Here is a 23,925-nt window from a genome sequence, read left to right as displayed (position 1 = left end):
GATGACCACCGACACCACCACCAAGAGCGCGCCCACCGGCGCCACCCCCGGCGAGCCCGTCCTCGACGCCCGCGGTGTGACCATGCGCTTCGGCGGCCTCACCGCCGTCAGCGAGGTCGACCTCACCGTGAACGCCGGCGAGATCGTCGGCCTCATCGGCCCCAACGGCGCCGGCAAGACGACCTTCTTCAACTGCCTGACCGGCCTGTACATCCCCACCGAGGGCGAGGTCCGCTACAAGGGCCAGATCCTGCCGCCCAAGTCGTTCAAGGTCACCGCCGCCGGCATCGCGCGCACCTTCCAGAACATCCGTCTGTTCGCCAACATGACGGTCCTGGAGAACGTGCTCGTCGGCCGCCACACCCGCACCAAGGAGGGCCTGTGGTCGGCGCTGCTGCGCGGCCCCGGCTTCCACAAGGCGGAGGCGGCCAGCCGCGCCCGGGCCATGGAGCTGCTGGAGTTCGTGGGCCTGGCGGGCAAGGCGGACCACCTGGCCCGCAACCTCCCCTACGGCGAGCAGCGCAAGCTGGAGATCGCGCGGGCGCTGGCCAGCGAGCCGGGCCTGCTGCTCCTCGACGAGCCCACGGCCGGCATGAACCCGCAGGAGACGCGGGCGGCCGAGGAGCTGATCTTCGCCATCCGCGACAAGGGCATCGCCGTCCTCGTCATCGAGCACGACATGCGGTTCATCATGAACCTCTGTGACCGCGTCGCCGTGCTCGTCCAGGGCAAGAAGCTGATCGAGGGCGACGCCGCCACCGTGCAGAGCGACGAGCGGGTGATCGCCGCCTACCTGGGAGAACCCCTCGCGAACGACCCCGGCGCCGCGGAAGCTGCCGAGGTCGAGGCCGCCGAGGCCGCGGCCGAGGCCGCCACGGAGACCGCGCCCGCCAAGGAGAACGACCGATGACCGCACTTCTCGAAGTCGAGGACCTCCGGGTCGCCTACGGCAAGATCGAAGCCGTCAAGGGGATCTCGTTCAAGGTCGAGGCCGGTGAAGTGGTCACCCTCATCGGCACCAACGGCGCCGGCAAGACGACGACCCTGCGCACCCTGTCGGGTCTGCTGAAGCCGGTCGGCGGCCAGATCAAGTTCAACGGCAAGTCGCTGAAGAAGGTGCCCGCCCACGAGATCGTCTCCCGCGGTCTCGCCCACTCCCCGGAGGGGCGGCACATCTTCCCGCGCATGACCATCGAGGACAACCTGCGCCTCGGTGCCTTCCTGCGCAACGACAAGGCGGGCATCGAGAAGGACATCCAGCACGCCTACGACCTGTTCCCCATCCTCGGGGAGCGCCGCAAGCAGGCCGCGGGCACCCTCTCCGGCGGTGAGCAGCAGATGCTCGCCATGGGCAGGGCGCTGATGTCCCAGCCGAAGCTGCTGATGCTCGACGAGCCCTCGATGGGTCTGTCGCCGATCATGATGCAGAAGATCATGGCGACCATCGCCGAGCTGAAGTCGCGGGGCACGACCATTCTGCTGGTCGAGCAGAACGCCCAGGCCGCGCTGTCCCTCGCGGACCACGGCCATGTGATGGAGGTCGGCAAGATCGTCCTGACCGGCTCCGGCCAGGACCTGCTCCACGACGAGTCGGTGCGCAAGGCGTACCTCGGCGAGGACTGAGGCCGGCGGCAGCCGCATACGCGAGCGGCCCGCGTCCCCCTCGGGGGCGCGGGCCGCTCGCGTCGTCCTCGGTTCCGGGTGCGTGGGCTCAGCCTTTCGTTCCGTCGTGGGGAGCTCAGCCCTTCGTTCCCTCGTGGGGCGCTCAGCCCTTCGACGCCTTCTTCTCCTCGGCGTCGTCGATGACCGCCTGCGCCACCTGCTGCATGGACATCCGCCGGTCCATGGACGTCTTCTGGATCCAGCGGAACGCGGCCGGCTCGGTCAGCCCGTACTGCGTCTGCAGCACCGACTTGGCGCGGTCCACCAGCTTGCGGGTCTCCAGCCGCTGGCTCAGGTCCGCGACCTCGCGCTCCAGCTCCTTCAGCTCCGTGAACCGCGAGACGGCCATCTCGATCGCGGGCACCACGTCGCTCTTGCTGAACGGCTTGACCAGGTACGCCATCGCACCGGCGTCGCGGGCCCGCTCCACCAGGTCGCGCTGGGAGAACGCGGTCAGCATCAGCACCGGGGCGATCCGCTCCTCGGCGATCTTCTCCGCCGCGGAGATGCCGTCCAGCTTGGGCATCTTCACATCGAGGATCACCAGGTCGGGCCGGTGCTCACGGGCCAGTTCGATGGCCTGCTCGCCGTCGCCCGCCTCCCCGACGACGGTGTAGCCCTCCTCCTCCAGCATCTCTTTGAGGTCGAGCCGGATCAGCGCCTCGTCCTCGGCGATGACGACGCGGGTCGTCATGGGAGGCACGTGCGACTTGTCGTCTTCGGGCACGTCCACTGGCTGGGGCGACTCGGGGGCACTCACGTGAGCTCCTAGGTGCGGGGCAGGCAGATACTGCTGACAAGAGCGTACCCAGCTGCGATAAGGTGGGGGCACGGCGGGTGACCGCCGGCCTTCGTTTCAAAGGGAGCCCCGGTAGCCCAGCGGTAGAGGCAATGGTCTCAAACACCATACAGCGTCGGTTCGAATCCGACCCGGGGTACTTTTCCTCCGGTTTCCAAGGTCGCCGCTCAGGGGTTGTCGTCTTCGCCGATCCGGTGAACGCGGACCATGTTGGTGGAGCCCGTCACCCCCGGCGGTGAGCCCGCCGTGATGATCACCACGTCCCCCCGGTCACAGCGTCCGTACTGGCTGAGCAGCTCGTCCACCTGGTCGACCATGGCGTCCGTCGAGTCCGCGTGCGGGCCGAGGAACGTCTCCACTCCCCACGACAGGCTGAGCTGCGAGCGGGTGGCCGGCTCCGGGGTGAAGGCCAGCAGCGGGATGGGCGAGCGGTAGCGGGACATCCGGCGGGCCGTGTCGCCGGACTGTGTGAAGGCGACCAGGAACCTCGCGCCCAGGAAGTCGCCGATCTCCGCCGCCGCACGGGCCACCGCCCCGCCCTGGGTGCGGGGCTTGTTGCGTTCGGTCAGCGGCGGCAGGCCCTTGGCGAGGATGTCCTCCTCGGCCGCCGCCACGATCTTCGCCATGGTGCGGACCGTCTCCACCGGGTGCTTGCCGACGCTGGTCTCGCCGGAGAGCATCACCGCGTCCGTGCCGTCGATGACCGCGTTGGCCACGTCGGAGGCCTCGGCGCGGGTGGGGCGGGCGCTGTCGATCATCGAGTCCAGCATCTGGGTCGCGACGATCACCGGCTTGGCGTTGCGCTTGGCCAGCTTGATCGCGCGCTTCTGCACGATGGGCACCTGCTCCAGCGGCATCTCCACGCCGAGGTCCCCGCGGGCGACCATCAGGCCGTCGAAGGCGGCCACGATCTCGTCGATGTTCTCCACGGCCTGCGGCTTCTCGGTCTTGGCGATGACGGGGAGGCGGCGGCCCTCCTCGTCCATGACCCGGTGGACGTCCCTGATGTCCCGTCCGGAGCGGACGAAGGACAGGGCGACCAGGTCGAAGCCGGTCCTCAGCGCCCAGCGCAGATCGTCCTCGTCCTTCTTGGACAGCGCGGGGACGGAGAGCGCGACGCCGGGCAGGTTGAGGCCCTTGTGGTCGGAGATCACGCCGCCCTCGAGCACGGTGGTGCGCACCCGGGGGCCGTCGACCTCGGTGACCTTGAGGGTGACCTTGCCGTCGTCGACGAGGATGCGCTCACCGGGAGTGACGTCCTCGGCGAGCCCCGCGTAGGTGGTGCCGCAGAGGTGGCGGTCGCCCTCCACGCCGTCCTCGGCGGTGATGGTGAAGGTGTCGCCGCGTTCAAGCAGTACCGGACCTTCGGCGAAACGACCGAGGCGGATCTTCGGACCCTGAAGGTCGGCGAGGACGCCGACGCTGCGGCCGGTCTCGTCGGACGCCTTGCGGACGTGGCGGTACCGCGCCTCGTGCTCGGCGTGCGTGCCATGGCTGAGGTTGAAGCGGGCGACGTCCATCCCCGCGTCGACCAGCGCTTTGATCCGGTCGTAGGAGTCGGTGGCGGGCCCCAGTGTGCAGACGATTTTCGCTCGGCGCATGGGCTGAGCCTATGGCTTACCGATGGGTAGTCAGGGAGTTGCGCGTGGCCGGCCAACGGACGGGCGATGAAGGGCTGTTGACAGGAATTGAATTCGAAAGGCGGTTCTAGGAGGCGTCCGCACAGGCGCCTCTTCGCCCGGAGGCTGCCGTCAGCGGCTCACAGCTTTGGCGGCTGCATGGTGAAGCGGGCGGTGACCTCGGCGTGCAGGTGCTGGCGCTGGGGTTCGAGGTCGAGTGGCGGGGGCGCGGCCTCCCCGGCGAACGCGGCCGGTTCCATGCCGCGGGCGGCGAAGGCGGGCGGACGGGGCAGCTCCGTGCCGGTGTCGGACAGCTCGATGAGGGCGGCCAGGGAGGTGCCGAGGGCCTCGGCGTAGGCGCGGGCGCGCTGCACGGCGTCGTGCACCGCCTGCCGGCGGGCCCCGGCGTACGCCGGGGAGTCCGGGCGCAGCGCCCACCAGGGGCCGTCGACGCGGGTGAGCTCCAGATCCGCGAGGCGGGTGACCAGTTCCCCGAGGGCGGCGAAGTCGCCCAGTTCGGCGGTGAGACGGACGGTGCCGTGGTAGGTGCGGACGCGTTCGCTGCGGCCGTGCCGGGTTAGTTCGGGGGCGACGGTGAGGGAGCCCGTCTCCAGGCGCTCCACGGCCTCGCCGTGGCTCTTGATCAGCTCGAGGACCGAGGCGTTGCGGCGGGTGAGGTCGTCCAGGGCGCCGCGGCGCTCGCGGCCCCGGACGGTGAGGGTGATGCCGATGCCGGCGAGCTCGGGGGCCACGTCGAGGTCGGCCTCGCCGCGGACGGTGAGGTGGGGGGTCTCGGGGGTGCCGTAGGGGGTGGCCGTCATGGGGCCAGTGTGCCGGTCACCGGATCGCAATGTGAGGGGACTGTTGCGGATGGGCGTGTTCAGGTCAGAATCTGCGGACGTGTCTACGCGCGTTGCGACGTGGACCGTCCGAGTGACCGCTGCACGAGGGGAAGCTGACATGCCGTTGAACCGCCGGAAGTTCCTGGAGAGGTCCGCCGTGACGGGAGCAGGGGTGGCGCTGGCCGCGGCCGTGCAGGCCTCCCCGGCGGCGGCCGCAGAGGCGGGGCACGGCAAGAAGCGGCCCAAGCGGTACGCGCTGACCGTGATGGGCACCACCGACCTGCACGGGCACGTCTTCAACTGGGACTACTACAAGGACGCGGAGTACACCGACAAGGACGGCAACGCCCAGGGCCTGGCCCGGATCTCCACGCTGGTGAACCAGGTCCGCGAGGAGAAGGGCCCCGGCAACACGCTGCTGCTGGACGCGGGCGACACCATCCAGGGCACCCCGCTGACCTACTACTACGCCAAGGTCGACCCGATCACCGCCGAGGGCGGCCCGGTGCATCCGATGGCCCAGGCGATGAACGCCATCGGGTACGACGCGGTGGCGCTCGGCAACCACGAGTTCAACTACGGCATCGACACCCTGCGCAAGTTCGAGGAGCAGTGCGACTTCCCGCTCCTCGGGGCGAACGCGCTGGACGCGAAGACGCTGCGGCCGGCGTTCCCGCCGTACTTCATCAAGACCTTCCGGGTGAAGGGCGCGCCGCCGCTGAAGGTGGCGGTGCTGGGCCTGACGAACCCGGGCATCGCGATCTGGGACAAGGCCTATGTGCAGGGCAAGCTGACGTTCCCGGGCCTGGAGGAGCAGGCGGCCGAGTGGGTGCCGAGGCTGCGGTCGATGGGCGCGGACGTCGTGGTGGTGTCGGCGCACTCCGGGACGTCGGGCACCTCCTCCTACGGGGACCAGCTGCCGCACGTGGAGAACGCGGCGGCGAACGTGGCCCGGCAGGTGCCCGGCATCGACGCGATCCTGGTCGGGCACGCGCATACCGAGATCCCCGAGATGCGGGTGGTGAACGAGAAGACCGGCAAGGAGGTCGTGCTGTCGGAGCCGCTGTGCTTCGCCGAGCGGCTCACCCTCTTCGACTTCGAGCTGGTCTTCGAGCGGGGCCGCTGGCAGGTCGAGTCGGTGAAGGCCTCCCTGCGGGACTCCCGCACGGTCGAGGACGACCCGCGGATCACCAAGCTGCTCACCGACGAGCACCGCAAGGTCGTCGAGTACGTCAACCAGGTGGTCGGCACCGCCACCGAGACGCTGACCACGGTCGAGGCCCGCTACAAGGACGCGCCGATCGTCGACCTGATCACCAAGGTGCAGGAGGACGTCGTCCGGGCCGCGCTGGCCGGCACCGAGCACGCCTCGCTGCCGGTGCTCTCGCAGGCGTCGCCGTTCTCGCGCACCTCCGAGATCCCGGCCGGCGAGGTGACCATCCGGGACCTGTCGAGCCTGTACGTGTACGACAACACCCTGGTCGCCAAGCTGATGACGGGCGCGCAGGTGCGGGCGTACCTGGAGTACTCCGCCGAGTACTTCGTGCAGACGGCGCCCGGCGCCCCGGTGGACGTGGACAAGCTGACCAACGCGAACGGCCGTCCGGACTACAACTACGACTACGTCTCCGGGCTGACCTACGACATCGACATCGCCCAGCCGGCCGGCTCACGGATCAAGAACCTCTCCTTCGACGGTGCCCCGCTGGACGACGAGCAGCAGTTCGTGTTCGCGGTGAACAACTACCGGGCCAACGGCGGCGGCGCCTTCCCGCATGTGGCCTCGGCTCCCGAGCTGTGGTCGGAGTCGACCGAGATCCGCACCCGGATCGCGGAGTGGGTGACGGCCAAGGGCGTGCTGGACCCGAAGGACTTCGCCTCGGTGGACTGGCGGCTGACGCGGGACGGCACGCCGGTGTTCTGACCGTCCGCGCCGGATCCCCCTTCCTCAGGTCCCGTCCGCCAGCGGGGTGAGCCGTACGGCCTCGCCCCGGGCGGGCGGGACCTGCCGTCTCTCCGGTGACAGTCCGAAGGTGGTGAAGGCGGTGCGGGCCGGCATCGGGTAGACCTCCCTGCCGGTCAGGGAGTTGAGGATGACGGCGCTGCGCCAGGCGGCCAGCCCGAGGTCGGGGGCGCCGACGCCGTGCGTGTGGATCTCGGCGTTCTGGACATGGACGGCGCCGGTGACGGACGGGTCCAGGACCAGGCGGAAGCTTTCGTCGACGCACGGGCGGCCGCTGCCGTCGCGGCGCAGATACGGGTCGAGGCCGGCCAGGAGGCGGTCCAGGGTGCGCGGCCGGTGGCCGGTGGCGAGGACCACGGCGTCCGTGGTCAGGCGTGAGCGGGTGCCCTGCTGGACGTGCTCCAGATGGAGTTCGATCTGCGCGGTGCCGAGGCGTCCGGCGGTGCGCACCCGGACGCCGGGGGTGAGGACGGTGTCGGGCCAGCCGCCGCCGAGGGTGCGCCGGTAGAGCTCGTCGTGGATGGCGGCGATGGTGCCGGCGTCGATGGCCTTGTGCAGCTGCCACTGGGCGGGCACCAGCCGGTCCCTGACCTCCTCGGGCAGCGCGTGGAAGTAGCGGGTGTGGTCCGGGGTGAAGTGCTCCAGGCCCAGCTTGGAGTACTCCATGGGCGCGAACGCCCCGGTGCGGCCGATCCAGTGCAGCCGTTCCCGGCCGGCGGGGCGCCGGCGCAGCAGGTCCTGGAAGACCTCGGCGCCGGACTGCCCGGTGCCGACGACGGTGACGTGGCCCGCGGCGAGCAGCGCGTCGCGGTGGGCGAGGTAGTCGTCGGAGTGGATCACCAGCACACGGGGGGCGTCCACCAGGGGCTTGAGCGGGTCGGGCACATGGGGTTCGGTGCCGACGCCGAGGACGACGTTGCGGGTGTGGGTGCGGCCCAGGGCCTCGGCCTCGCCGTCGGCGCCGAGCTGGGTGAAGTCCACCTCGAACAGCTCGCGTTCGGCGTTCCAGCGCACCGCGTCCACCTGGTGGCCGAAGCGCAGGGCGGGCAGCCGCCCGGCGACCCAGCGGCAGTAGGCGTCGTACTCGGTGCGGCGGATGTGGAACGTCTCGGCGAAGTAGAACGGGTAGAGGCGTTCGCGGTCCCTCAGGTGGTTGAGGAAGCTGAAGGGGCTGGTGGGGTCGGCGAGGGTGACCAGATCGGCGAGGAACGGCACCTGGACGGTGGCGTCGTCGAGGAGCAGGCCGGGGTGCCAGGTGAACTCGGGGCGCTGGTCGTAGAAGACGGCGTCGAGCCCGGTCAGGGGGTGGGCGAGGGCGGCGAGGGAGAGGTTGAAGGGGCCGATGCCGATGCCGACGAGGTCGCGGAGTGGCGTGGTCAACGGGGGTTCCTTCCTGGCAGATGCGGTGAACGTCGCCGGGGAGGCCGGCCGGGTTTCCCTACGCTGAGCACCGCGCCGGTTCCTGAGGGGAGGTGCCCGGGGGGCATGAAGGACATCGCGGTGGGGGTGGCCGTCGCATGGGCTGTCCTCCCGGACGCGGCACGGGACTTCTCCCGCGGGTGCGCGGCCGGTGTGCCGCGCCCGACGAACCCAACGAGCGAACCGGGGCCGGGGATACGTCGCCCGGCCCCGGTTCTCGCTACGCCTGCCTGACCCGCAGCGCGCGGGCGAGGTCGTCGAGCTGGTCGGCGAGCGTGCGGCGCAGGGCGGGGACCGGGTCGTGCTCGCGCAGGCACCGCTCGCCGAGCTCCAGATGGTCCGGGTCGACCTCGTGGACGGGGAAGGCCCAGCGTCCGGTGGCGACGGCGATGGCGGGGCCGCGCCGGGCGGCGAGCTTCACTGCGTCCTGGTAGTAGCGGGCCACATAGGGGCGGACCAGGTCGGCCTGCTCGGGCTGCCAGAAGCCCTGGGCGGTCGCGGTGAACTGGTAGTTGGACACCTCGTCGGAGTGGAACATCGTCTCCCAGGCGCGGGCCTTGGCGTCCTCGTCGGGCAGGGCGGCCCGGCAGCGGGCGGCGCCCTCCTGGCCGGTGGCGCTGGGGTCGCGTTCCAGTTCGGCGGCGATGGCGGCCTCGTCCGTGGCGCCGAGCACGGCGAGCCGGGCGAGGATGCGCCAGCGCAGCTCCGGGTCCAGCTCGGGCCCGCCCGGCACGGTGCCCTCGGCGAGCCAGGCGGCGATGGTGTCGGGGTGGGCGGCGGCGGAGATGAAGTGCCGTACCGCGATCAGCCGCAGGCCGGGGTGGTCGCCGTCCTCGGTGCGGCGGATGACGTCCCGGCACAGCGAGGTGAGGGCGCTCAGCGCGGTGGGCCGCTCCTTCGGCTCCAGGTACCGGTCGGCGATGTGCCCGGCGGCGAAGGCGAGGACGCCCTGCACCAGCGCGAGGTCGGTCTCCTCGGGCAGGTGGGCCGAGGCGGTGGCCAGGTAGTCGGAGGGGGCCAGTTCGCCGTCGCGGACCATGTCGCGCAGGCTGTTCCAGACGACGGCCCGGGTGAGCGCGTCCGGGATGCCCGACAGGCCGCGCAGGGCGGTCTCCAGGGAGGTCTCGTCGAGGCGGACCTTGGCGTAGGTCAGGTCCAGGTCGTTGGGGACGACCAGGGCGGGCCGGGTGCCGGGGCGCGGCTCGGGCTCGGCGGCGGGCGGCACGTCGGTCTCGTAACGCTCGCGCAGCACCAGGGTGCGCCCGTCGCCGAGGTCGCGGTCGTACACGCCGACGGTCACCCGGTGCGGGCGGCTGCCGTCGCGGTCCAGGGCGAGGGTCCACCGGCCGGGCACGGCGTCGACGGCGGCGGTGAGCGTGTCGACGCCGGTGGTGCGCAGCCAGGCGTCGGCCCAGGCGTGCACGTCGCGGTCGGTGGCCGAGGCGAGGGAGTCGATGAAGTCGGCGAGCGTGGCGTTGCCGAACCGGTGCCGGGCGAAGTGGGTGTTGATGCCGGCGAGGAAGTCCTCCTCGCCGAGCCAGGTCACCAGCTGCCGCAGGGCGCTGGCGCCCTTGGCGTAGGAGATCCCGTCGAAGTTGAGGAGGGCGGAGGCGGTGTCGTGGACCGCCTCGGGTGCGACGGGGTGGGTGGTGGGGCGCTGGTCGGCGTCGTAGCCCCAGGCCTTGCGGGTGACGCCGAACTCGGTCCACGGGCCGGTGAAGCGGGTGGCCTCGGCGGTGGTCCGGTAGCCCATGTACTCGGCGAAGGACTCGTTGAGCCAGATGTCGTCCCACCACTTGAGGGTGACCAGGTCGCCGAACCACATGTGGGCCATCTCGTGCGCGATGACCATGGCGCGGGTCTGCCGCTCGGTGTCGGTGACGGCGGAGCGGTAGACGAACTCGTCGCGGAAGGTGACCAGGCCCGGGTTCTCCATGGCGCCCGCGTTGAACTCGGGGACGAAGGCCTGGTCGTAGGAGTCGAACGGGTACGGCTCGGTGAACTTCTCGTGGTAGCGGTCGAAGCAGGCCCGGGTGATGCCGAGGATCTCCTCGGCGTCCGCGTCGAGGTGGGGGGCGAGCGAGCGGCGGCAGTGGATGCCGAAGGGCAGGCCCCGGTGCTCGGTGCGCACGGAGTGCCAGGGGCCGGCGGCGACGGCGACGAGGTAGGTGGAGATGCGGGGGGTGGCGGCGGCCCGCCACAGGCCGTCGCCGGTGTGCTCGGTGATGCCGTTGGCGAGGACGGTCCAGTGCTCGGGTGCCTTCACCGTCAGCTCGAAGACGGCCTTGAGGTCCGGCTGGTCGAAGGCGGCGAAGACCCGCTGCACGTCGTCCAGGAACATCTGGGTGTAGACGTAGGTCTCCCCGTCGGTGGGGTCGGTGAAGCGGTGCATGCCCTCGCCGGTGCGGGAGTAGCGCATCACGGCGTCGACGCGCAGCTCGTGCTCGCCCTCGGTGAGGTTCTTCAGCGGCAGCCGGTTGCCGTCGAGGCTGCCGGTGTCCAGCGGCTCGCCGTCGAGGGTGACGGAGCGCAGCTCGTGGGGCTTGACCTCGACGAAGGTGTCCGCGTCCGTGCGTGCGGTGAACCGGATCAGGGTGCGGGAGCCGAAGGTCTCGTCGCCGGTGGTCAGATCGAGTTCGACGGTGTAGCGGTGGACGTCGAGGAGCTGTGCACGGTTCTGCGCTTCGTCGCGCGTCAGTACGGACATGCAGGCCATGCTGCCTGATGTCGCTTTCCCGGCACAGAGGCGGATCGGTTCACACCCCTTTGTCCCTCCGCGCCGGGGGCGGGCGGCGGCGGACGGCTCAGGTCCGGTCGCGTTCCAGCCGGTCGGTGTGCGCGGCGTGCAGCTGGGCGCGCAGTTCGAGGATCTCGCGCTCCAGGGCCCGCCGCTGCCGGTACGCCCGGTACAGATGGCCGGCCTTGAGGCGCAGGATCCAGGGGTCGACGGGTTTGGCGACGAGGTCGGCGACGCCGAGGCCCTGGGCGGCGGCGCTCAGCTCCGGGTCGCGGCCGAAGGCGGTGAGCAGCATCACGGGGATGTGCTGGGTCTGTTCCAGGCGCCGCGTGTAGCGCACGACCTCCAGACCGCCGGCGCCGGGCACCCGGACGTCGAGGAGCAGCAGGCCCACGTTCCCGCGCAGGATCTGCTTGAGGGCCTCGTCGCCGGTGGTGGCCCGGCCCAGCGGATGGCCCAGCGGGGCCAGGGCGCTCTCCAGTGCGTAGAGGCTGTCCTTGTGGTCGTCGACGATGAGGATGCGGGCATCCGGCTGCATGGCGGACCGTCCCTCCTCGTAAGGGACCGGTGTGCGGTCCGGCTGGTGGACCGGGCCTGGACCGTGTGTGCTGTCCTCGGGGGTGCGGGCATCCCCTGGGGCTGACGCGTGGTGCTCGTCGGCTGACGGGGAGTGCACAGCAGCATGCCGCGCGCGGGCCGCCCTGTCACTCCCCCGGGGCGGGTGTGCGGGGCCGGCCGCCGGTGCGGGCCGAGCCGTTGAGGGTGTCGTCGGCGATCCGTTCGTGGTGGCGGATCACCTCCGCCACGATGAAGTTGAGGAATTTCTCGGCGAAGGCCGGGTCGAGCTTGGCGTCCTCGGCGAGGGCGCGCAGCCGGGCGATCTGGCGGGCCTCGCGGGCCGGGTCGGCGGGCGGCAGCCGGTGCTCGGCCTTGAGCCGGCCGACCTGCTGGGTGCACTTGAAGCGCTCGGCGAGCATGTGGACGACGGCCGCGTCGATGTTGTCGATGCTGTCCCGCAGCCGGGTGAGCTCCTCCTGCACGGCCGGGTCGATCCCGCCGGCCGGGGAACCGGTGTTGCTGGTGGTCATGGTGGGCCAGCCTACGGCGCACGGGGCGCCCGGCAGCGGGCCGTCTCATCACCTGGTAACGGCCCGCGCCGCTCGCCTCCGGTGCGGGCGGGCGGACGGCCCGTACAGTGGAAGACGGGTTCAGGCGTCCGGGGGTGAGGCGTGGCGAACGGCGGACCGGTCGAGCACGGCTACCCACATCTCCAGACGGTGCGGGCGGCCGTCACCGCGCTGTACCGGCGCCTGTCGTACGAGACGATCCGCACCTTCGACACCAGCGTCGCCCCGGCGGACGTGGCCTTCTCCGACGTGGACGACCTGCATCTGGGCGCGCACCGGGTGGCGCGGGAGATCGTGCGGCACTACCGGCTGCCGGACGCGCGGCTGGTGGTCTGCTTCCGCGAGATGACGCATGCGGCGAACATCGAACTCACCTCCGGCCCCGAGTACTTCGTGGAGCTGAACGACCGATTCCGCACGCACCGGCGGGACATCGGGGCGGCCCTCGCGCACGAGGTGATGCATGTGTATCTGCACCGCCTGGGGCTGTCGTTCCCCGGCACGCGGGACAACGAGATCCTCACCGACACCGCGGCGACCTATCTGGGCGCGGGCTGGCTGCTGCTGGACGCGTTCCGGGAGGACGGGGCGTCCTCGCAGAAGCTGGGGTATCTCACCCCGGAGGAGTTCGGGTACGTGCTGGCCAAGCGGTCGCTGCTGATCGGCGAGGACCCCGCGGTGTGGTTCACCAGCCCGCAGGCGTACGAGGCGTACGGCAAGGGCCTGGCGCTGGCCCGCCGCGACGAGCAGCAACCCCCGCTGACGGCGGCGGGCTGGGCGGGCCGCCGCCGCTACGCCCGCGACCGCCGGCACGCCCAGGACCTTCCCGGCGCCGCGCCGTCCCGCGCCGACGCGCCGTACGCGTTCACCCCGGACAGCCACGGCCCGCTGCGGGTGTCCTTCCCGTGCCCGACCTGCCACCAGCGCATCCGGATCCCGGTCCGGGGCCGGGTGCGGGCCCGCTGCGGGCTGTGCCGGACGGTGCTGGAGTGCGACACGTGAGACGGTGACGGGGGGCGGCCCCGACACCTGAGGCGGTGACGGGGGCCGGCCCCGGCAGGTGCCCCGGTCCGTGCGCCTCAGTCCGTGCGCCTTGCGCAGTGGGCCCTGGTCAGTGGCCCCCGGTCAGCGGGCTCCGTACACCGGCTCCGGGTCTCGGGCCGCCGCCAGCAGGGTGCGGGCGGTCTCGCCCGCCTCCTCGGGGGTGAGGCGGCGGGCGGCCTTCGCCGACGCCGCCTTCGGGCTGTTCCGCAGCGATCCGGACGCCCCGCGACCCCATCTGGGCCTGGTGTACCTGATGTTCGGCCTGCGCGCCCCGGGGGTGACGGTGCGTCCGATCGCCCGCCTGGACGGCAGGCCGGCCTTCGCGGAGCTGATCCTGGACGGCGTGTTCGTGCCGGACCGGGACGTGATCGGCGCGCCGGGCGAGGGCTGGCGGATCGCGATGTCCACCGCGGCCGGCGAGCGCGGCCTGATGCTGCGCTCCCCCGGCCGCTATCTCGCCGCCGCGCGGGCCCTGCGGGAGCTGTGGCGCTCGCACGGCAGCCCCTCCTGGGCCCGGCAACGGGTGGCCGACGCCCTGATCGGCGCCCGCGCGTATCAGCTCGCCGGGTACGCCACCGCCTCCCGGCTCCTGGACGGCGAACGGGTGGGCCCCGAGACCAGCCTGAACAAGGTGTTCTGGTCCGAGTACGACCTCTCCGTGCAGGAGACGGCGCTCGATCTGCTGGGCCCGGGAGGAGAGTTCGCGGAGGGCGAGTGGGCCGAGCGGTACGTCTTCGCCCTGGCCGGCCCCGTCTACGCGGGCACCAATGAGATCCAGCGCGACATCATCGCCGAGCGGCTGCTCGGCCTGCCGAAGGGACGCCGCTGATGCGCTTCCTCCCCGACCCGGAGCAACGCGCCTTCGCCGCCTCGCTGGACGCCCTGCTCACCGCGGCCGGCACCCCGGCGGTGATACGGGACTGGAGCCGCGGCGAACGGGAGGGCGGCCGCAAGCTGTGGGTCCGCCTCGCGGAGGCGGGGGTGTTCGGGCTCGCGGTGCCCGAGGAGTACGGCGGGCTGGGGCGTCGCCCCGCCGATCTGGCCGTCGCCTTCGTGGAGCTGGGCCGGCATGCGATGCCGGGTCCGCTGGTGGAGACGGTGGTGGCGGCCGTCCTGCTCACCGGACCGGAGCCCGTGGAGCGCCTGTTCTCCGGCCGGGTTGCCGACAGCGGCTGACTTTCTCGGGCCGGGTTGCCGACAGCGGCTGACTTTCTCGGGCCGGGTTGCCGACAGCGGCTGACACCCCGGCCGTAGCGCGTCCGGACGTGCGACGGCGCCTGCCCAGTGTCCGGTCGGGGACGGGAGGCAGGCGCCGTCAGTGTTCCGCACGCCTTTGTGCGGGACGCTTATGGGGGTTGTGCGGGTGTCGGCCCGACAGGGCCGTCAGACCGCCAGGGCCCGGTCGGTCGGGCGGATCGGCGCCGGCAGGTCGCTGGCCCCGGTCAGGTACCGGTCGCAGGCCCGTGCGGCGGACCGGCCCTCGGCGATCGCCCAGACGATGAGCGACTGGCCGCGGCCCGCGTCACCGGCGACGAACACGCCGGGCACATTGGTCTGGAAGTCGGCGTCGCGGGCGATGTTGCCCCGCTCGTCCAGCTCCAGGCCGAACTGCTCGACCAGGCCGTTCTCCCGGTCCGTGCCGGTGAAGCCCATGGCCAGCGTGACCAGCTGGGCCGGGATCTTGCGCTCGGTGCCCGGCTTCTGCCGGAGCTTGCCGTCGACGAACTCCACCTCGGTCATGTGCAGCCACTGGACGTTGCCGTCCTCGTCGCCCTCGAAGTGGGTGGTGGAGACGGAGTAGACCCGCTCGCCGCCCTCCTCGTGGGCGCTGGTGACCTTGTAGAGCATGGGGAAGGTCGGCCACGGCTGGGTGACCGGGTCCCGCTCGTCGTTCGGGCGGGGCATGATCTCCAGCTGGGTGACGGAGGCCGCGCCCTGTCGGTGGGCGGTGCCCACGCAGTCCGCGCCGGTGTCACCGCCGCCGATCACCACGACGTGCTTGCCCTCGGCCGAGACCGGAGAGGTGACGTAGTCGCCCTCCTGCACCTTGTTGGCCAGCGGCAGGTACTCCATGGCCTGGTAGATGCCCTTGAGCTCGCGGCCCGGCACCGGCAGGTCCCGCGGGGTGGTGGCACCGACGGCGAGGACCACGGCGTCGTACCGCTTGCGCAGCGCGGTCGCCGGCATGTCCCGGCCGATCTCGATGCCGGTGCGGAACTTGGTGCCCTCCGCGCGCATCTGCTCGATACGGCGGTTGATGTGCCGCTTCTCCATCTTGAACTCCGGGATGCCGTACCGGAGGAGGCCTCCGATGCGGTCCGCGCGCTCGTAGACGGCGACCGTGTGGCCGGCCCGGGTCAGCTGCTGGGCGGCGGCCAGACCGGCCGGGCCGGAGCCGACGACCGCGACGGTCTTGCCGGACAGGCGCTCGGGGATCTGCGGCGCGACGTTGCCGGACTCCCACGCCTTGTCGATGATCGAGACCTCGACGTTCTTGATGGTGACCGGCGGCTGGTTGATGCCGAGCACGCACGCCGACTCGCACGGAGCGGGGCACAGCCGCCCGGTGAACTCTGGGAAGTTGTTGGTGGCGTGCAGCCGTTCGGACGCGGCCTGCCAGTCCTCGCGGTAGGCGTAGTCGTTCCACTCGGGGATGAGGTTCCCGAGCGGGCAGCCGTTGTGACAGAACGGGATGCCGCAGTCCATGCACCGGCTGGCCTGCTTGCTGATGATCGGCAGCAGGGAGCCGGGGACGTAGACCTCGTTCCAGTCCTTGACGCGCTCCTCGACCGGACGGGACTTGGCGACCTCGCGGCCGTGGTTCAGAAAGCCCTTCGGGTCAGCCATTGATCGCCGCCTCCATCATCTTCTCGTGGGTCTCGGACTCGGAGAGACCGGCTCGCTCGGCGGCGTCCTTGGCGGCGAGCACTGCCTTGTACGTCTTGGGGATGATCTTGCTGAAGCGCTCGACCGCCGTGTCCCACTCGGCCAGGAGCTTCTCGGCGACGGTGGATCCGGTCTCCTCCTGGTGACGGCGGACGACGTCGTGCAGCCACTGCTTGTCGGCCTCGTCCAGCGCCTCGACGGCGTCCAGGTTGCCGGCGTTGACGTTGTCCCGGTCGAGGTCGATCACGTACGCGATGCCGCCGGACATGCCGGCCGCGAAGTTGCGCCCGGTCTCGCCGAGGACGACCGCGTGACCGCCGGTCATGTACTCGCAGCCGTGGTCGCCCACGCCCTCGGAGACGACCAGCGCGCCGGAGTTGCGCACGCAGAAGCGTTCGCCGACCTTGCCGCGCAGGAACATCTCGCCGCCGGTGGCGCCGTAGGCGAGGGTGTTGCCCGCGATGACGCTGTACTCGGCGAGGTGGTCGGCGCTGCGGTCCGGCCGGACGATGATCCGGCCGCCGGACAGGCCCTTGCCGACGTAGTCGTTGGCGTCGCCCTCCAGGCGCAGCGTGACACCGCGCGGGATGAAGGCGCCGAACGACTGGCCGGCGGAGCCGGTGAAGGTGATGTCGATGGTGTCGTCGGGCAGGCCCGCGCCGCCGAACTTCTTGGTCACCTCGTGGCCGAGCATGGTGCCGACGGTGCGGTTGATGTTGCGGATGGGCACCTGGGCGCGCACCGGCTGGGCCTGCTCGGCACCGGACGCGGAGAGCGCGTCGGCGGCGAGCTTGATCAGCTCGTTGTCGAGCGCCTTCTCCAGACCGTGGTCCTGCGGGACGACCTGGTGGCGGGCGGCACCCTCGGGCAGCTCGGGCACGTGGAACAGCGGGGCCAGGTCCAGGCCCTGGGCCTTCCAGTGGTTCACCGCACGGGTGACGTCGAGGACCTCGGCGTGGCCGACGGCCTCGTCGATGGAGCGGAAGCCCAGCTCGGCGAGGAGCTCGCGGACCTCCTGCGCGATGAACTCGAAGAAGTTCACCACGTACTCGGCCTTGCCGGAGAAGCGGTCGCGCAGCACCGGGTTCTGGGTGGCGATGCCGACCGGGCAGGTGTCCAGGTGGCAGACGCGCATCATGACGCAGCCGGAGACGACCAGCGGCGCGGTGGCGAAGCCGAACTCCTCGGCGCCGAGCAGCGCGGCGACGACCACGTCACGGCCGGTCTTGAGCTGGCCGTCGGTCTGCACCACGATCCGGTCGCGCAGGCCGTTGAGCAGCAGCGTCTGCTGCGTCTCGGCCAGGCCCAGCTCCCAGGGACCGCCGGCGTGCTTCAGCGAGGTCAGCGGCGAGGCGCCGGTGCCGCCGTCGTGGCCGGAGATCAGCACCACGTCCGCGTGGGCCTTGGAGACGCCCGCGGCGACGGTGCCGACGCCGACCTCGGAGACCAGCTTGACGTGAATGCGCGCTTGGGGGTTGGCGTTCTTCAGGTCGTGGATCAGCTGGGCGAGGTCCTCGATGGAGTAGATGTCGTGGTGCGGCGGCGGGGAGATCAGCCCCACGCCCGGCGTGGAGTGCCGGGTCTTGGCCACCCACGGGTAGACCTTGTGGCCGGGCAGCTGGCCGCCCTCGCCGGGCTTGGCGCCCTGGGCCATCTTGATCTGGATGTCGTCGGAGTTGACCAGGTACTCGCTGGTCACGCCGAAGCGGCCGGAGGCGACCTGCTTGATGGCCGAGCGGCGCTCCGGGTCGTACAGGCGCTCCGGGTCCTCGCCGCCCTCACCGGTGTTGGACTTGCCGCCCAGCCGGTTCATGGCGATGGCGAGGGTCTCGTGCGCCTCCTGGGAGATGGAGCCGTACGACATGGCGCCGGTGGAGAACCGCTTGACGATCTCGGAGACCGGCTCGACCTCCTCGATCGGCACGGGCTTGCGGTCGCTCTTGAAGCCGAAGAGCCCGCGGAGCGTCATCAGCCGCTCGGACTGCTCGTTCACGCGCTCGGTGTACTTCTTGAAGATGTCGTAGCGGCCGGTGCGCGTGGAGTGCTGGAGGCGGAAGACCGTCTCCGGGTCGAACAGGTGCGGCTCGCCCTCGCGGCGCCACTGGTACTCGCCGCCGATCTCCAGCGCGCGGTGCGCCGGGGCGATGCCGGAGGCCGGGTAGGCCTTGGCGTGGCGGGCGGCGACCTCCTTGGCGATGACGTCGATACCCACGCCGCCGATCTTGGTGGCGGTGCCGTTGAAGTACTTGTCCACGAAGGCCTCGTCGAGACCGACGGCCTCGAAGACCTGGGCGCCGCGGTAGGAGGCGACGGTGGAGATGCCCATCTTGGACATGACCTTCAGCACGCCCTTGCCGAGCGCGTGGATCAGGTTGCGGATGGCCTTCTCCGGCTCGATGCCGGGCAGGAAGGTGCCGGCGCGGACCAGGTCCTCGACGGACTCCATCGCCAGGTACGGGTTGACGGCGGCGGCGCCGTAGCCGATGAGCAGGGCGACGTGGTGGACCTCGCGGACGTCACCGGCCTCGACCAGCAGGCCCACCTGGGTGCGCTGCTTGGTGCGGATGAGGTGGTGGTGGACGGCCGCGGTGAGCAGCAGCGAGGGGATCGGCGCGTGCTCGGCGTCCGAGTGCCGGTCGGACAGGACGATCAGACGGGCGCCGTTCTCGATGGCGGCGTCGGCCTCGGCGCAGATCTCCTCGATCCGCGCGGCCAGCGCCTCGCCGCCGCCGTGCACCCGGTACAGGCCGGAGAGCGTCGCGGCCTTGAAGCCGGGCATGTCGCCGTCGGCGTTGATGTGGATGAGCTTGGCCAGCTCGTCGTTGTCGATGACGGGGAAGGGCAGCACGACGCTGCGGCAGGAGGCGGCCGTCGGCTCCAGCAGGTTGCCCTCGGGGCCCAGCGAGCTGCGCAGCGAGGTGACCAGCTCCTCGCGGATCGCGTCCAGCGGCGGGTTGGTGACCTGCGCGAACAGCTGGGTGAAGTAGTCGAACAGCAGCCGCGGGCGCTCGCTGAGCGCGGCGATCGGCGAGTCGGTGCCCATCGAACCGATCGGCTCGGCACCGGACTTGGCCATCGGCGCCAGGATGACGCGCAGCTCCTCCTCGGTGTAGCCGAAGGTCTGCTGGCGGCGGGTGACCGAGGCGTGGGTGTGCACGATGTGCTCGCGCTCGGGCAGGTCCGACAGCTCGATCTCGCCGGCCTCGAGCCACTCCTCGTAGGGGTGCTCGGCGGCCAGCTGGGCCTTGATCTCGTCGTCCTCGATGATGCGGTGCTCGGCGGTGTCGACGAGGAACATCCGGCCGGGCTGCAGACGGCCCTTGCGGACGACCTTGGCCGGGTCGATGTCGAGGACGCCGACCTCGGAGCCGAGGACGACCAGCCCGTCGTCGGTGACCCAGTAGCGGCCGGGGCGCAGACCGTTGCGGTCGAGCACGGCGCCGACCTGGGTGCCGTCGGTGAAGGTGACGCAGGCCGGGCCGTCCCAGGGCTCCATCATCGTGGAGTGGTACTGGTAGAAGGCGCGCCGGGCCGGGTCCATGGACTCGTGGTTCTCCCACGCCTCCGGGATCATCATCAGCACGGAGTGCGGCAGCGAGCGCCCGCCGAGGTGCAGCAGCTCCAGCACCTCGTCGAAGGACGCGGAGTCGGAGGCGTCGGGCGTGCAGACCGGGAAGATCCGCGCCAGGTCCTTGCCGGTGCCGAACAGGTCGGACATCAGCTGGGACTCGCGGGCGCGCATCCAGTTGCGGTTGCCCTTGACGGTGTTGATCTCACCGTTGTGCGCCACGAACCGGTAGGGGTGCGCCAGCGGCCACGACGGGAAGGTGTTGGTGGAGAACCGGGAGTGGACCAGGGCGATCGCGGTGCCGAAGCGGCGGTCGGACAGGTCCGGGAAGAACGGCTCGAGCTGGCCGGTGGTCAGCATGCCCTTGTAGACGATCGTCCGCGCGGACAGCGAGGGGAAGTAGACGTTCACCTCGCGCTCGGCGCGCTTGCGCAGCACGAAGGCCTTGCGGTCGAGGTCGATGCCCTTGCTCTGGCCGTCGGCGACGAAGAGCTGGCGGAAGACCGGCATGGTGGAGCGGGCGGTGGAGCCGAGCAGGTCGGGCGTGACCGGGACCTCGCGCCAGCCGAGGACGTTGAGGTCCTCCTCGCCGGCGATCGCCTCGATCCGGGCGGCGGCCTCGTCGGTGCCCTCGGTGGGCAGGAAGGCGATGCCGACGGCGTAGGCGCCGGCCTCGGGCAGCTCGAATCCGGCCACCTCGCGGAAGAAGGCGTCCGGGACCTGGGAGAGGATGCCGGCACCGTCACCGGAGTCCGGCTCGGAGCCGGTGGCTCCGCGGTGCTCGAGATTGCGCAGGACGGTCAGGGCCTGCTCGACCAGGGTGTGGGACGCCTCGCCGGTGAGGGTGGCGACGAAGCCGACGCCGCAGGCGTCGTGCTCGTTGCGGGGGTCGTACATACCCTGCGCAGCAGGGCGAGCATCCATGAAGGACCAGTTCTGGCCATTCACGGAGTGCTGGGACGGCTGGCGCGGCGTACGCATCGGCTCTCCCGTCGTCGTCATGTGGCATGTGCAGGTGCCGAGGGACGACGTTGGCCCTCTGCGTTGGGATGCGAAATTTCACGCAGGTTACATGATGGACTGGTTCTCGGGAACCGGGATATCCCATTCCAGCATGCGGACACCGCCGGGGGGTCGCGGCAGGGTTGCGCGCCTGGCGGTGGAAGTCGTGGGGACCGGGCGGGACAGATCCGTGTCCGCCGGCCCGAGGCGCGGAGAGGGCTTCGTCGCCCGCTCCACGGTCGCACTGCCGGGCCTCATTGCCCGCAGTGCTTACGGCTCATGCCCAGTCGTCACGCGGTCGAAACCAGCGAGTAATGAAAATCTATGCGGGCTCTCGCATAGTACCGGGCCCGATCATCCTACGGCCGTTCCGAACAGCGAGCCCAGGGCGTACGTCACACCGGCCGCGGCCCCGCCGAGGGCGAGCTGCCGCAGCCCGCTGAACCACCAGGTCCGCGCCGTCACCTTGGCCACCACGGCACCGCACAGGAACAGACCGAGCAGCGCCACCGCCACGGCCGGCCAGATGCTGCCGGCGCCGAGCAGATAGGGCAGCACGGGCAGCAGGGCGCCCAGCGCGAAGGAGCCGAAGCTGGACAGGGCGGCGACGGAGGGCGAGGGCAGGTCGCCGGGGTCTATGCCCAGCTCCTCGCGGGCGTGGATCTCCAGCGCCTGCTCGGGGTCCCTGGACAGCTGCCGGGCCACCTCGCGCGCCAGCTCGGGCTCGACCCCGCGTGCCTGGTAGAGCGCGGCGAGCTCGGCCTCCTCGTCCTTGGGGTGGCGGCGCAGCTCACGGCGCTCGACGTCCAGCTCGGCCTCGACCAGCTCGCGCTGGGAGGCGACGGAGGTGTACTCGCCGGCGGCCATGGAGAAGGCGCCGGCCGCGAGCCCGGCGAGGCCGCTGAGCACCACGGTCTGCTGGCTCACCGAGCCGCCGGCGACGCCGGTCATCAGGGCGAGGTTGGAGACCAGGCCGTCCATGGCGCCGAACACCGCGGGCCGCAGCCAGCCGCCGTTGACGTCCCGGTGCGTGTGGTTGTCGCGGTGGGCGTCGTGCAGGACGGCTTCGGTCTCGATGATGGCCATACGGTCCCCCAGAGTCGTCGGGTCGCCACTCTTTGGACTAGTTCTACTTTTCGACGACCCCCAATCTACGCCTCCGGCGAGCCCGCCGCCAGCAAGGAAAGGCTGGGCTAACCTGCGGTTTTGCCGTTGCGGATCACCGCATGAACTCTCGCACAGGGCCTCGACAGCACGCCGGCCGGGTGACGCCGGGCACGGGTGCCGTGGCCGCCCGCGGACACACCGAGGGCGCCCGGAGAGTCTCCGGGCGCCCTCGCGCGTGCGTACGGCGGACGGTCAGCGCTTCTTCGCCGACCCCGCCCCGTCCTTGTCGGCGGCCTCGGCCTCGTCCTCGTCCTCGTCCGCGTCCTCGTCCGCGTGCGCGTCCGCGGCAGTGTCCTTGCGCTTGCGCAGCGACACCTCGCCGTCGGCGGCCCCGGCGGCCTCCTCGCCCTCGCCCGTGGAGCCCGGGGAGCCGGCGGCGGCGGGTTCCACGACCTCCTCGCGGCCGGGCCGCTTCCCGGCGGACAGCACGATGTAGAGCACCGCCAGCAGGAACACCAGCACCGACGTCCAGTTGTTCAGCCGCAGACCGAGGATGTGGTGGGCCTCGTCGACCCGCATGTACTCGATCCAGAAGCGGCCCACGCAGTACGCGGCGACATACAGTGCGAACGCCCGCCCGTGCCCCAGCCGGAACCTGCGATCGGCCCAGATCACCAGCAGCGCGACGCCGACGCACCACAGCGACTCGTACAGGAACGTCGGGTGATAGGTGCCGGGCACCCGCCCGTCCGCGGAGGAGGTGATCTCCAGCGCCCACGGCAGATCGGTGGCCCGCCCGTAGAGCTCCTGGTTGAACCAGTTGCCCCAGCGTCCGAGCGCCTGCGCCAGGGCGATGCCCGGCGCGACCGCGTCGGCGTAGGCGGGCAGCGGGATGCCCCGGCGCCGGCAGCCGATCCAGGCGCCCAGCGCGCCGAGGGCGATCGCGCCCCAGATGCCGAGACCGCCCTCCCAGATCTTGAAGGCGTCCACCCAGTTGCGGCCCTCGCTGAAGTACAGCTCGTAGTCCGTGACGACGTGGTAGAGCCTTCCGCCGATCAGGCCGAACGGGACGGCCCAGACAGCGATGTCGGCCACCGTGCCGGCCCGTCCGCCCCGGGCGATCCAGCGCTTGTTGCCGAGCCAGACGGCTACGAAGACGCCGATGATGATGCAGAACGCGTAGCCGCGCAGCGGAACGGGGCCGAGGTACAGCACCCCGCTCGACGGGCTGGGAATGTAGGCAAGTTCCATGGCAAGGTCGACGCTACCGTGCCGGACCCGGCACACGGCAGGCAGCCCGGCTACGGCTCCATAACAGGGCCGGTGCCGCCCTCGCGCATCTACCGGTTCGCCTCCTGCACCATCTTCTTCAGCTTCTCCGGGGTCATCGAGCGGTCCTCGTAGATGTTCTTGCCGTCGAACAGCACGGTCGGGGTGCCCGAGAAGCCGCCCTTCTGGAAGGCGTCGTTGGACTTCACGACCCAGCTGTCGTGCTTGCCGTCCTCCACACAGGAGCGGAAGGCGGGCGTGTCGAGGCCGCGCACCTTGCCGGCCAGCTCGATCAGCTTGGCGTTGTCGGCGAAGGCGTCGTCCGTCTCGGGCGGCTGGTTGTCGAAGAGCACGTCGTGGTACGCGGCGAACTTGCCCGCGTCCTGGGCGCAGGCCGCGGCGTTGGCGGCGTTGCGGGAGCCGGTGCCGCCCAGATTGCCGTCGATGAGGGTGACCAGGTGGTACTCGATCTGGAGGTCACCGGACTCGGTCAGCTCGTGAAGGGTGGGGCGGTAGGCCAGTTCGAAGGACTTGCAGGCCGGGCAGCGGAAGTCCTCCCACACCGTGAGCGTGGACTTGGCGTTCTCCTTGCCGACCGGGATGGCGAGCGCGTCCTCGCCGAGGGCGCCCGAGGGCGCCACGACCGGGCCCGCGGAGTCACTGCCGTCGTCCTTGCCGGCGTTGGCGGCGACCACGCCGATCACCGCCGCGAGGCCCAGGACACAGACCACGCTGGCACCCACGATCAGGGTGCGGCGCCGCTTCTCGGCGGCCTTCTGCTTCTCACGCTCGATCGCCAGCCGCTCCCGGGCGGTGCGCTTTCCGTCACGGTTCTTCTCGCTCACACCCCGCAGAACGAACCGGGGAGGCGCACCGCGCCT

The 23,925-nt window shown here is 71.3% G+C and carries 16 protein-coding genes, 1 tRNA gene and 2 pseudogenes; 7 read left to right on the top strand and 12 right to left on the bottom strand.

Annotated elements, in window-relative coordinates:
• The first annotated feature begins 1 nt into the window (after position 1).
• Both ABD198_RS10545 and ABD198_RS10540 read left to right on the top strand, forming a co-directional pair.
• Positions 2 to 910, top strand: a complete 909-nt coding sequence (locus tag ABD198_RS10545; protein ID WP_343999703.1) for an ABC transporter ATP-binding protein — start codon at positions 2 to 4, stop codon at positions 908 to 910.
• Positions 907 to 1,623 carry an ABC transporter ATP-binding protein gene (locus ABD198_RS10540; protein ID WP_343999701.1) on the top strand — a complete coding sequence of 239 codons (717 nt, stop codon included), beginning with the start codon at positions 907 to 909 and terminating at the stop codon, positions 1,621 to 1,623. The genes ABD198_RS10545 and ABD198_RS10540 overlap by 4 nt, the downstream gene beginning before the upstream one ends.
• A 142-nt stretch (positions 1,624 to 1,765) precedes the next feature.
• Here the strand turns inward: ABD198_RS10540 and ABD198_RS10535 are convergent, their stop codons facing one another.
• Entirely contained in the window at positions 1,766 to 2,422 is a 657-nt protein-coding gene (locus ABD198_RS10535) for an ANTAR domain-containing response regulator (RefSeq protein ID WP_343999699.1), read from the bottom strand.
• Positions 2,423 to 2,527: 105 nt separating this feature from the next.
• Between ABD198_RS10535 and ABD198_RS10530 the strand changes: the two genes are divergently transcribed.
• Positions 2,528 to 2,600: transfer RNA gene (locus ABD198_RS10530), tRNA-Leu, on the top strand.
• 28 nt (positions 2,601 to 2,628) lie between these two features.
• Here the strand turns inward: ABD198_RS10530 and pyk are convergent.
• Together pyk and ABD198_RS10520 are read right to left on the bottom strand one after the other, a co-directional pair.
• On the bottom strand, positions 2,629 to 4,062 hold the full coding sequence (gene pyk, locus ABD198_RS10525; RefSeq protein ID WP_343999697.1) for a pyruvate kinase: 1,434 nt from the start codon (positions 4,060 to 4,062) through the stop codon (positions 2,629 to 2,631).
• A gap of 158 nt (positions 4,063 to 4,220) precedes the next feature.
• A complete protein-coding gene (locus tag ABD198_RS10520; protein ID WP_343999695.1) occupies positions 4,221 to 4,901 on the bottom strand; it encodes an SIMPL domain-containing protein in 681 nt (226 codons plus the stop codon).
• A 139-nt stretch (positions 4,902 to 5,040) separates the two neighbouring features.
• On the opposite strand from ABD198_RS10520, the gene ABD198_RS10515 reads away from it, so the two are divergent.
• A complete protein-coding gene (locus ABD198_RS10515) occupies positions 5,041 to 6,846 on the top strand; it encodes a bifunctional metallophosphatase/5'-nucleotidase (RefSeq protein WP_343999693.1) in 1,806 nt (601 codons plus the stop codon).
• 24 nt (positions 6,847 to 6,870) lie between these two features.
• Here ABD198_RS10515 and ABD198_RS10510 read toward each other — a convergent pair whose 3' ends face one another.
• From ABD198_RS10510 to ABD198_RS10495, 4 genes are all read right to left on the bottom strand, one after another.
• Positions 6,871 to 8,265 (bottom strand): lysine N(6)-hydroxylase/L-ornithine N(5)-oxygenase family protein, encoded by a 1,395-nt coding sequence (locus ABD198_RS10510; RefSeq protein ID WP_343999691.1) that lies wholly within the window; start codon positions 8,263 to 8,265, stop codon positions 6,871 to 6,873.
• A 259-nt stretch (positions 8,266 to 8,524) separates the two neighbouring features.
• The gene (gene pepN, locus ABD198_RS10505; RefSeq protein ID WP_343999689.1) at positions 8,525 to 11,020 is read right to left on the bottom strand and encodes an aminopeptidase N; all 2,496 of its coding nucleotides are present in this window, start codon (positions 11,018 to 11,020) and stop codon (positions 8,525 to 8,527) included.
• Positions 11,021 to 11,108: 88 nt separating this feature from the next.
• Complete coding sequence (locus ABD198_RS10500; protein WP_343999687.1) at positions 11,109 to 11,579, bottom strand: response regulator; 471 nt, start codon at positions 11,577 to 11,579, stop codon at positions 11,109 to 11,111.
• 166 nt (positions 11,580 to 11,745) lie between these two features.
• Positions 11,746 to 12,129: a chorismate mutase gene (locus ABD198_RS10495; protein ID WP_343999685.1), complete on the bottom strand. Its 384-nt coding sequence runs from the start codon at positions 12,127 to 12,129 to the stop codon at positions 11,746 to 11,748.
• A 141-nt stretch (positions 12,130 to 12,270) separates the two neighbouring features.
• Here ABD198_RS10495 and ABD198_RS10490 point away from each other — a divergent pair, with 141 nt between their 5' ends.
• The 3 genes and pseudogenes from ABD198_RS10490 to ABD198_RS10480 form a co-directional block, all read left to right on the top strand.
• Complete coding sequence (locus tag ABD198_RS10490) at positions 12,271 to 13,170, top strand: hypothetical protein (RefSeq protein WP_343999683.1); 900 nt, start codon at positions 12,271 to 12,273, stop codon at positions 13,168 to 13,170.
• Positions 13,171 to 13,315: 145 nt separating this feature from the next.
• Positions 13,316 to 14,041: pseudogene (locus tag ABD198_RS10485) on the top strand (acyl-CoA dehydrogenase family protein); the annotation flags it as partial.
• Positions 14,041 to 14,358 (top strand): annotated as a pseudogene (locus ABD198_RS10480) (acyl-CoA dehydrogenase family protein); the annotation flags it as partial. The pseudogenes ABD198_RS10485 and ABD198_RS10480, both read left to right, overlap by 1 nt.
• A gap of 237 nt (positions 14,359 to 14,595) precedes the next feature.
• On the opposite strand, the gene ABD198_RS10475 reads toward ABD198_RS10480, so the two are convergent.
• The 5 genes from ABD198_RS10475 to ABD198_RS10455 form a co-directional block, all read right to left on the bottom strand.
• Positions 14,596 to 16,059 carry a glutamate synthase subunit beta gene (locus ABD198_RS10475; RefSeq protein WP_343999681.1) on the bottom strand — a complete coding sequence of 488 codons (1,464 nt, stop codon included), beginning with the start codon at positions 16,057 to 16,059 and terminating at the stop codon, positions 14,596 to 14,598.
• Positions 16,052 to 20,647, bottom strand: a complete 4,596-nt coding sequence (gene gltB, locus ABD198_RS10470; protein ID WP_343999725.1) for a glutamate synthase large subunit — start codon at positions 20,645 to 20,647, stop codon at positions 16,052 to 16,054. The genes ABD198_RS10475 and gltB overlap by 8 nt, the downstream gene beginning before the upstream one ends.
• Positions 20,648 to 21,022: 375 nt before the next feature.
• Complete coding sequence (locus tag ABD198_RS10465) at positions 21,023 to 21,754, bottom strand: VIT1/CCC1 transporter family protein (RefSeq protein ID WP_343999679.1); 732 nt, start codon at positions 21,752 to 21,754, stop codon at positions 21,023 to 21,025.
• Between the two features lie 273 nt (positions 21,755 to 22,027).
• A complete protein-coding gene (gene lgt / locus ABD198_RS10460; RefSeq protein WP_425580449.1) occupies positions 22,028 to 23,026 on the bottom strand; it encodes a prolipoprotein diacylglyceryl transferase in 999 nt (332 codons plus the stop codon).
• A gap of 89 nt (positions 23,027 to 23,115) precedes the next feature.
• Entirely contained in the window at positions 23,116 to 23,889 is a 774-nt protein-coding gene (locus tag ABD198_RS10455; protein WP_343999676.1) for a DsbA family protein, read from the bottom strand.
• Between the last annotated feature and the right edge of the window lie 36 nt (positions 23,890 to 23,925).

This window comes from Streptomyces thermocarboxydovorans (assembly GCF_039524635.1).
GTDB classification, from domain to species: domain Bacteria; phylum Actinomycetota; class Actinomycetes; order Streptomycetales; family Streptomycetaceae; genus Streptomyces; species Streptomyces thermocarboxydovorans.
This window is presented reverse-complemented; position numbering and strand designations above follow the sequence as displayed.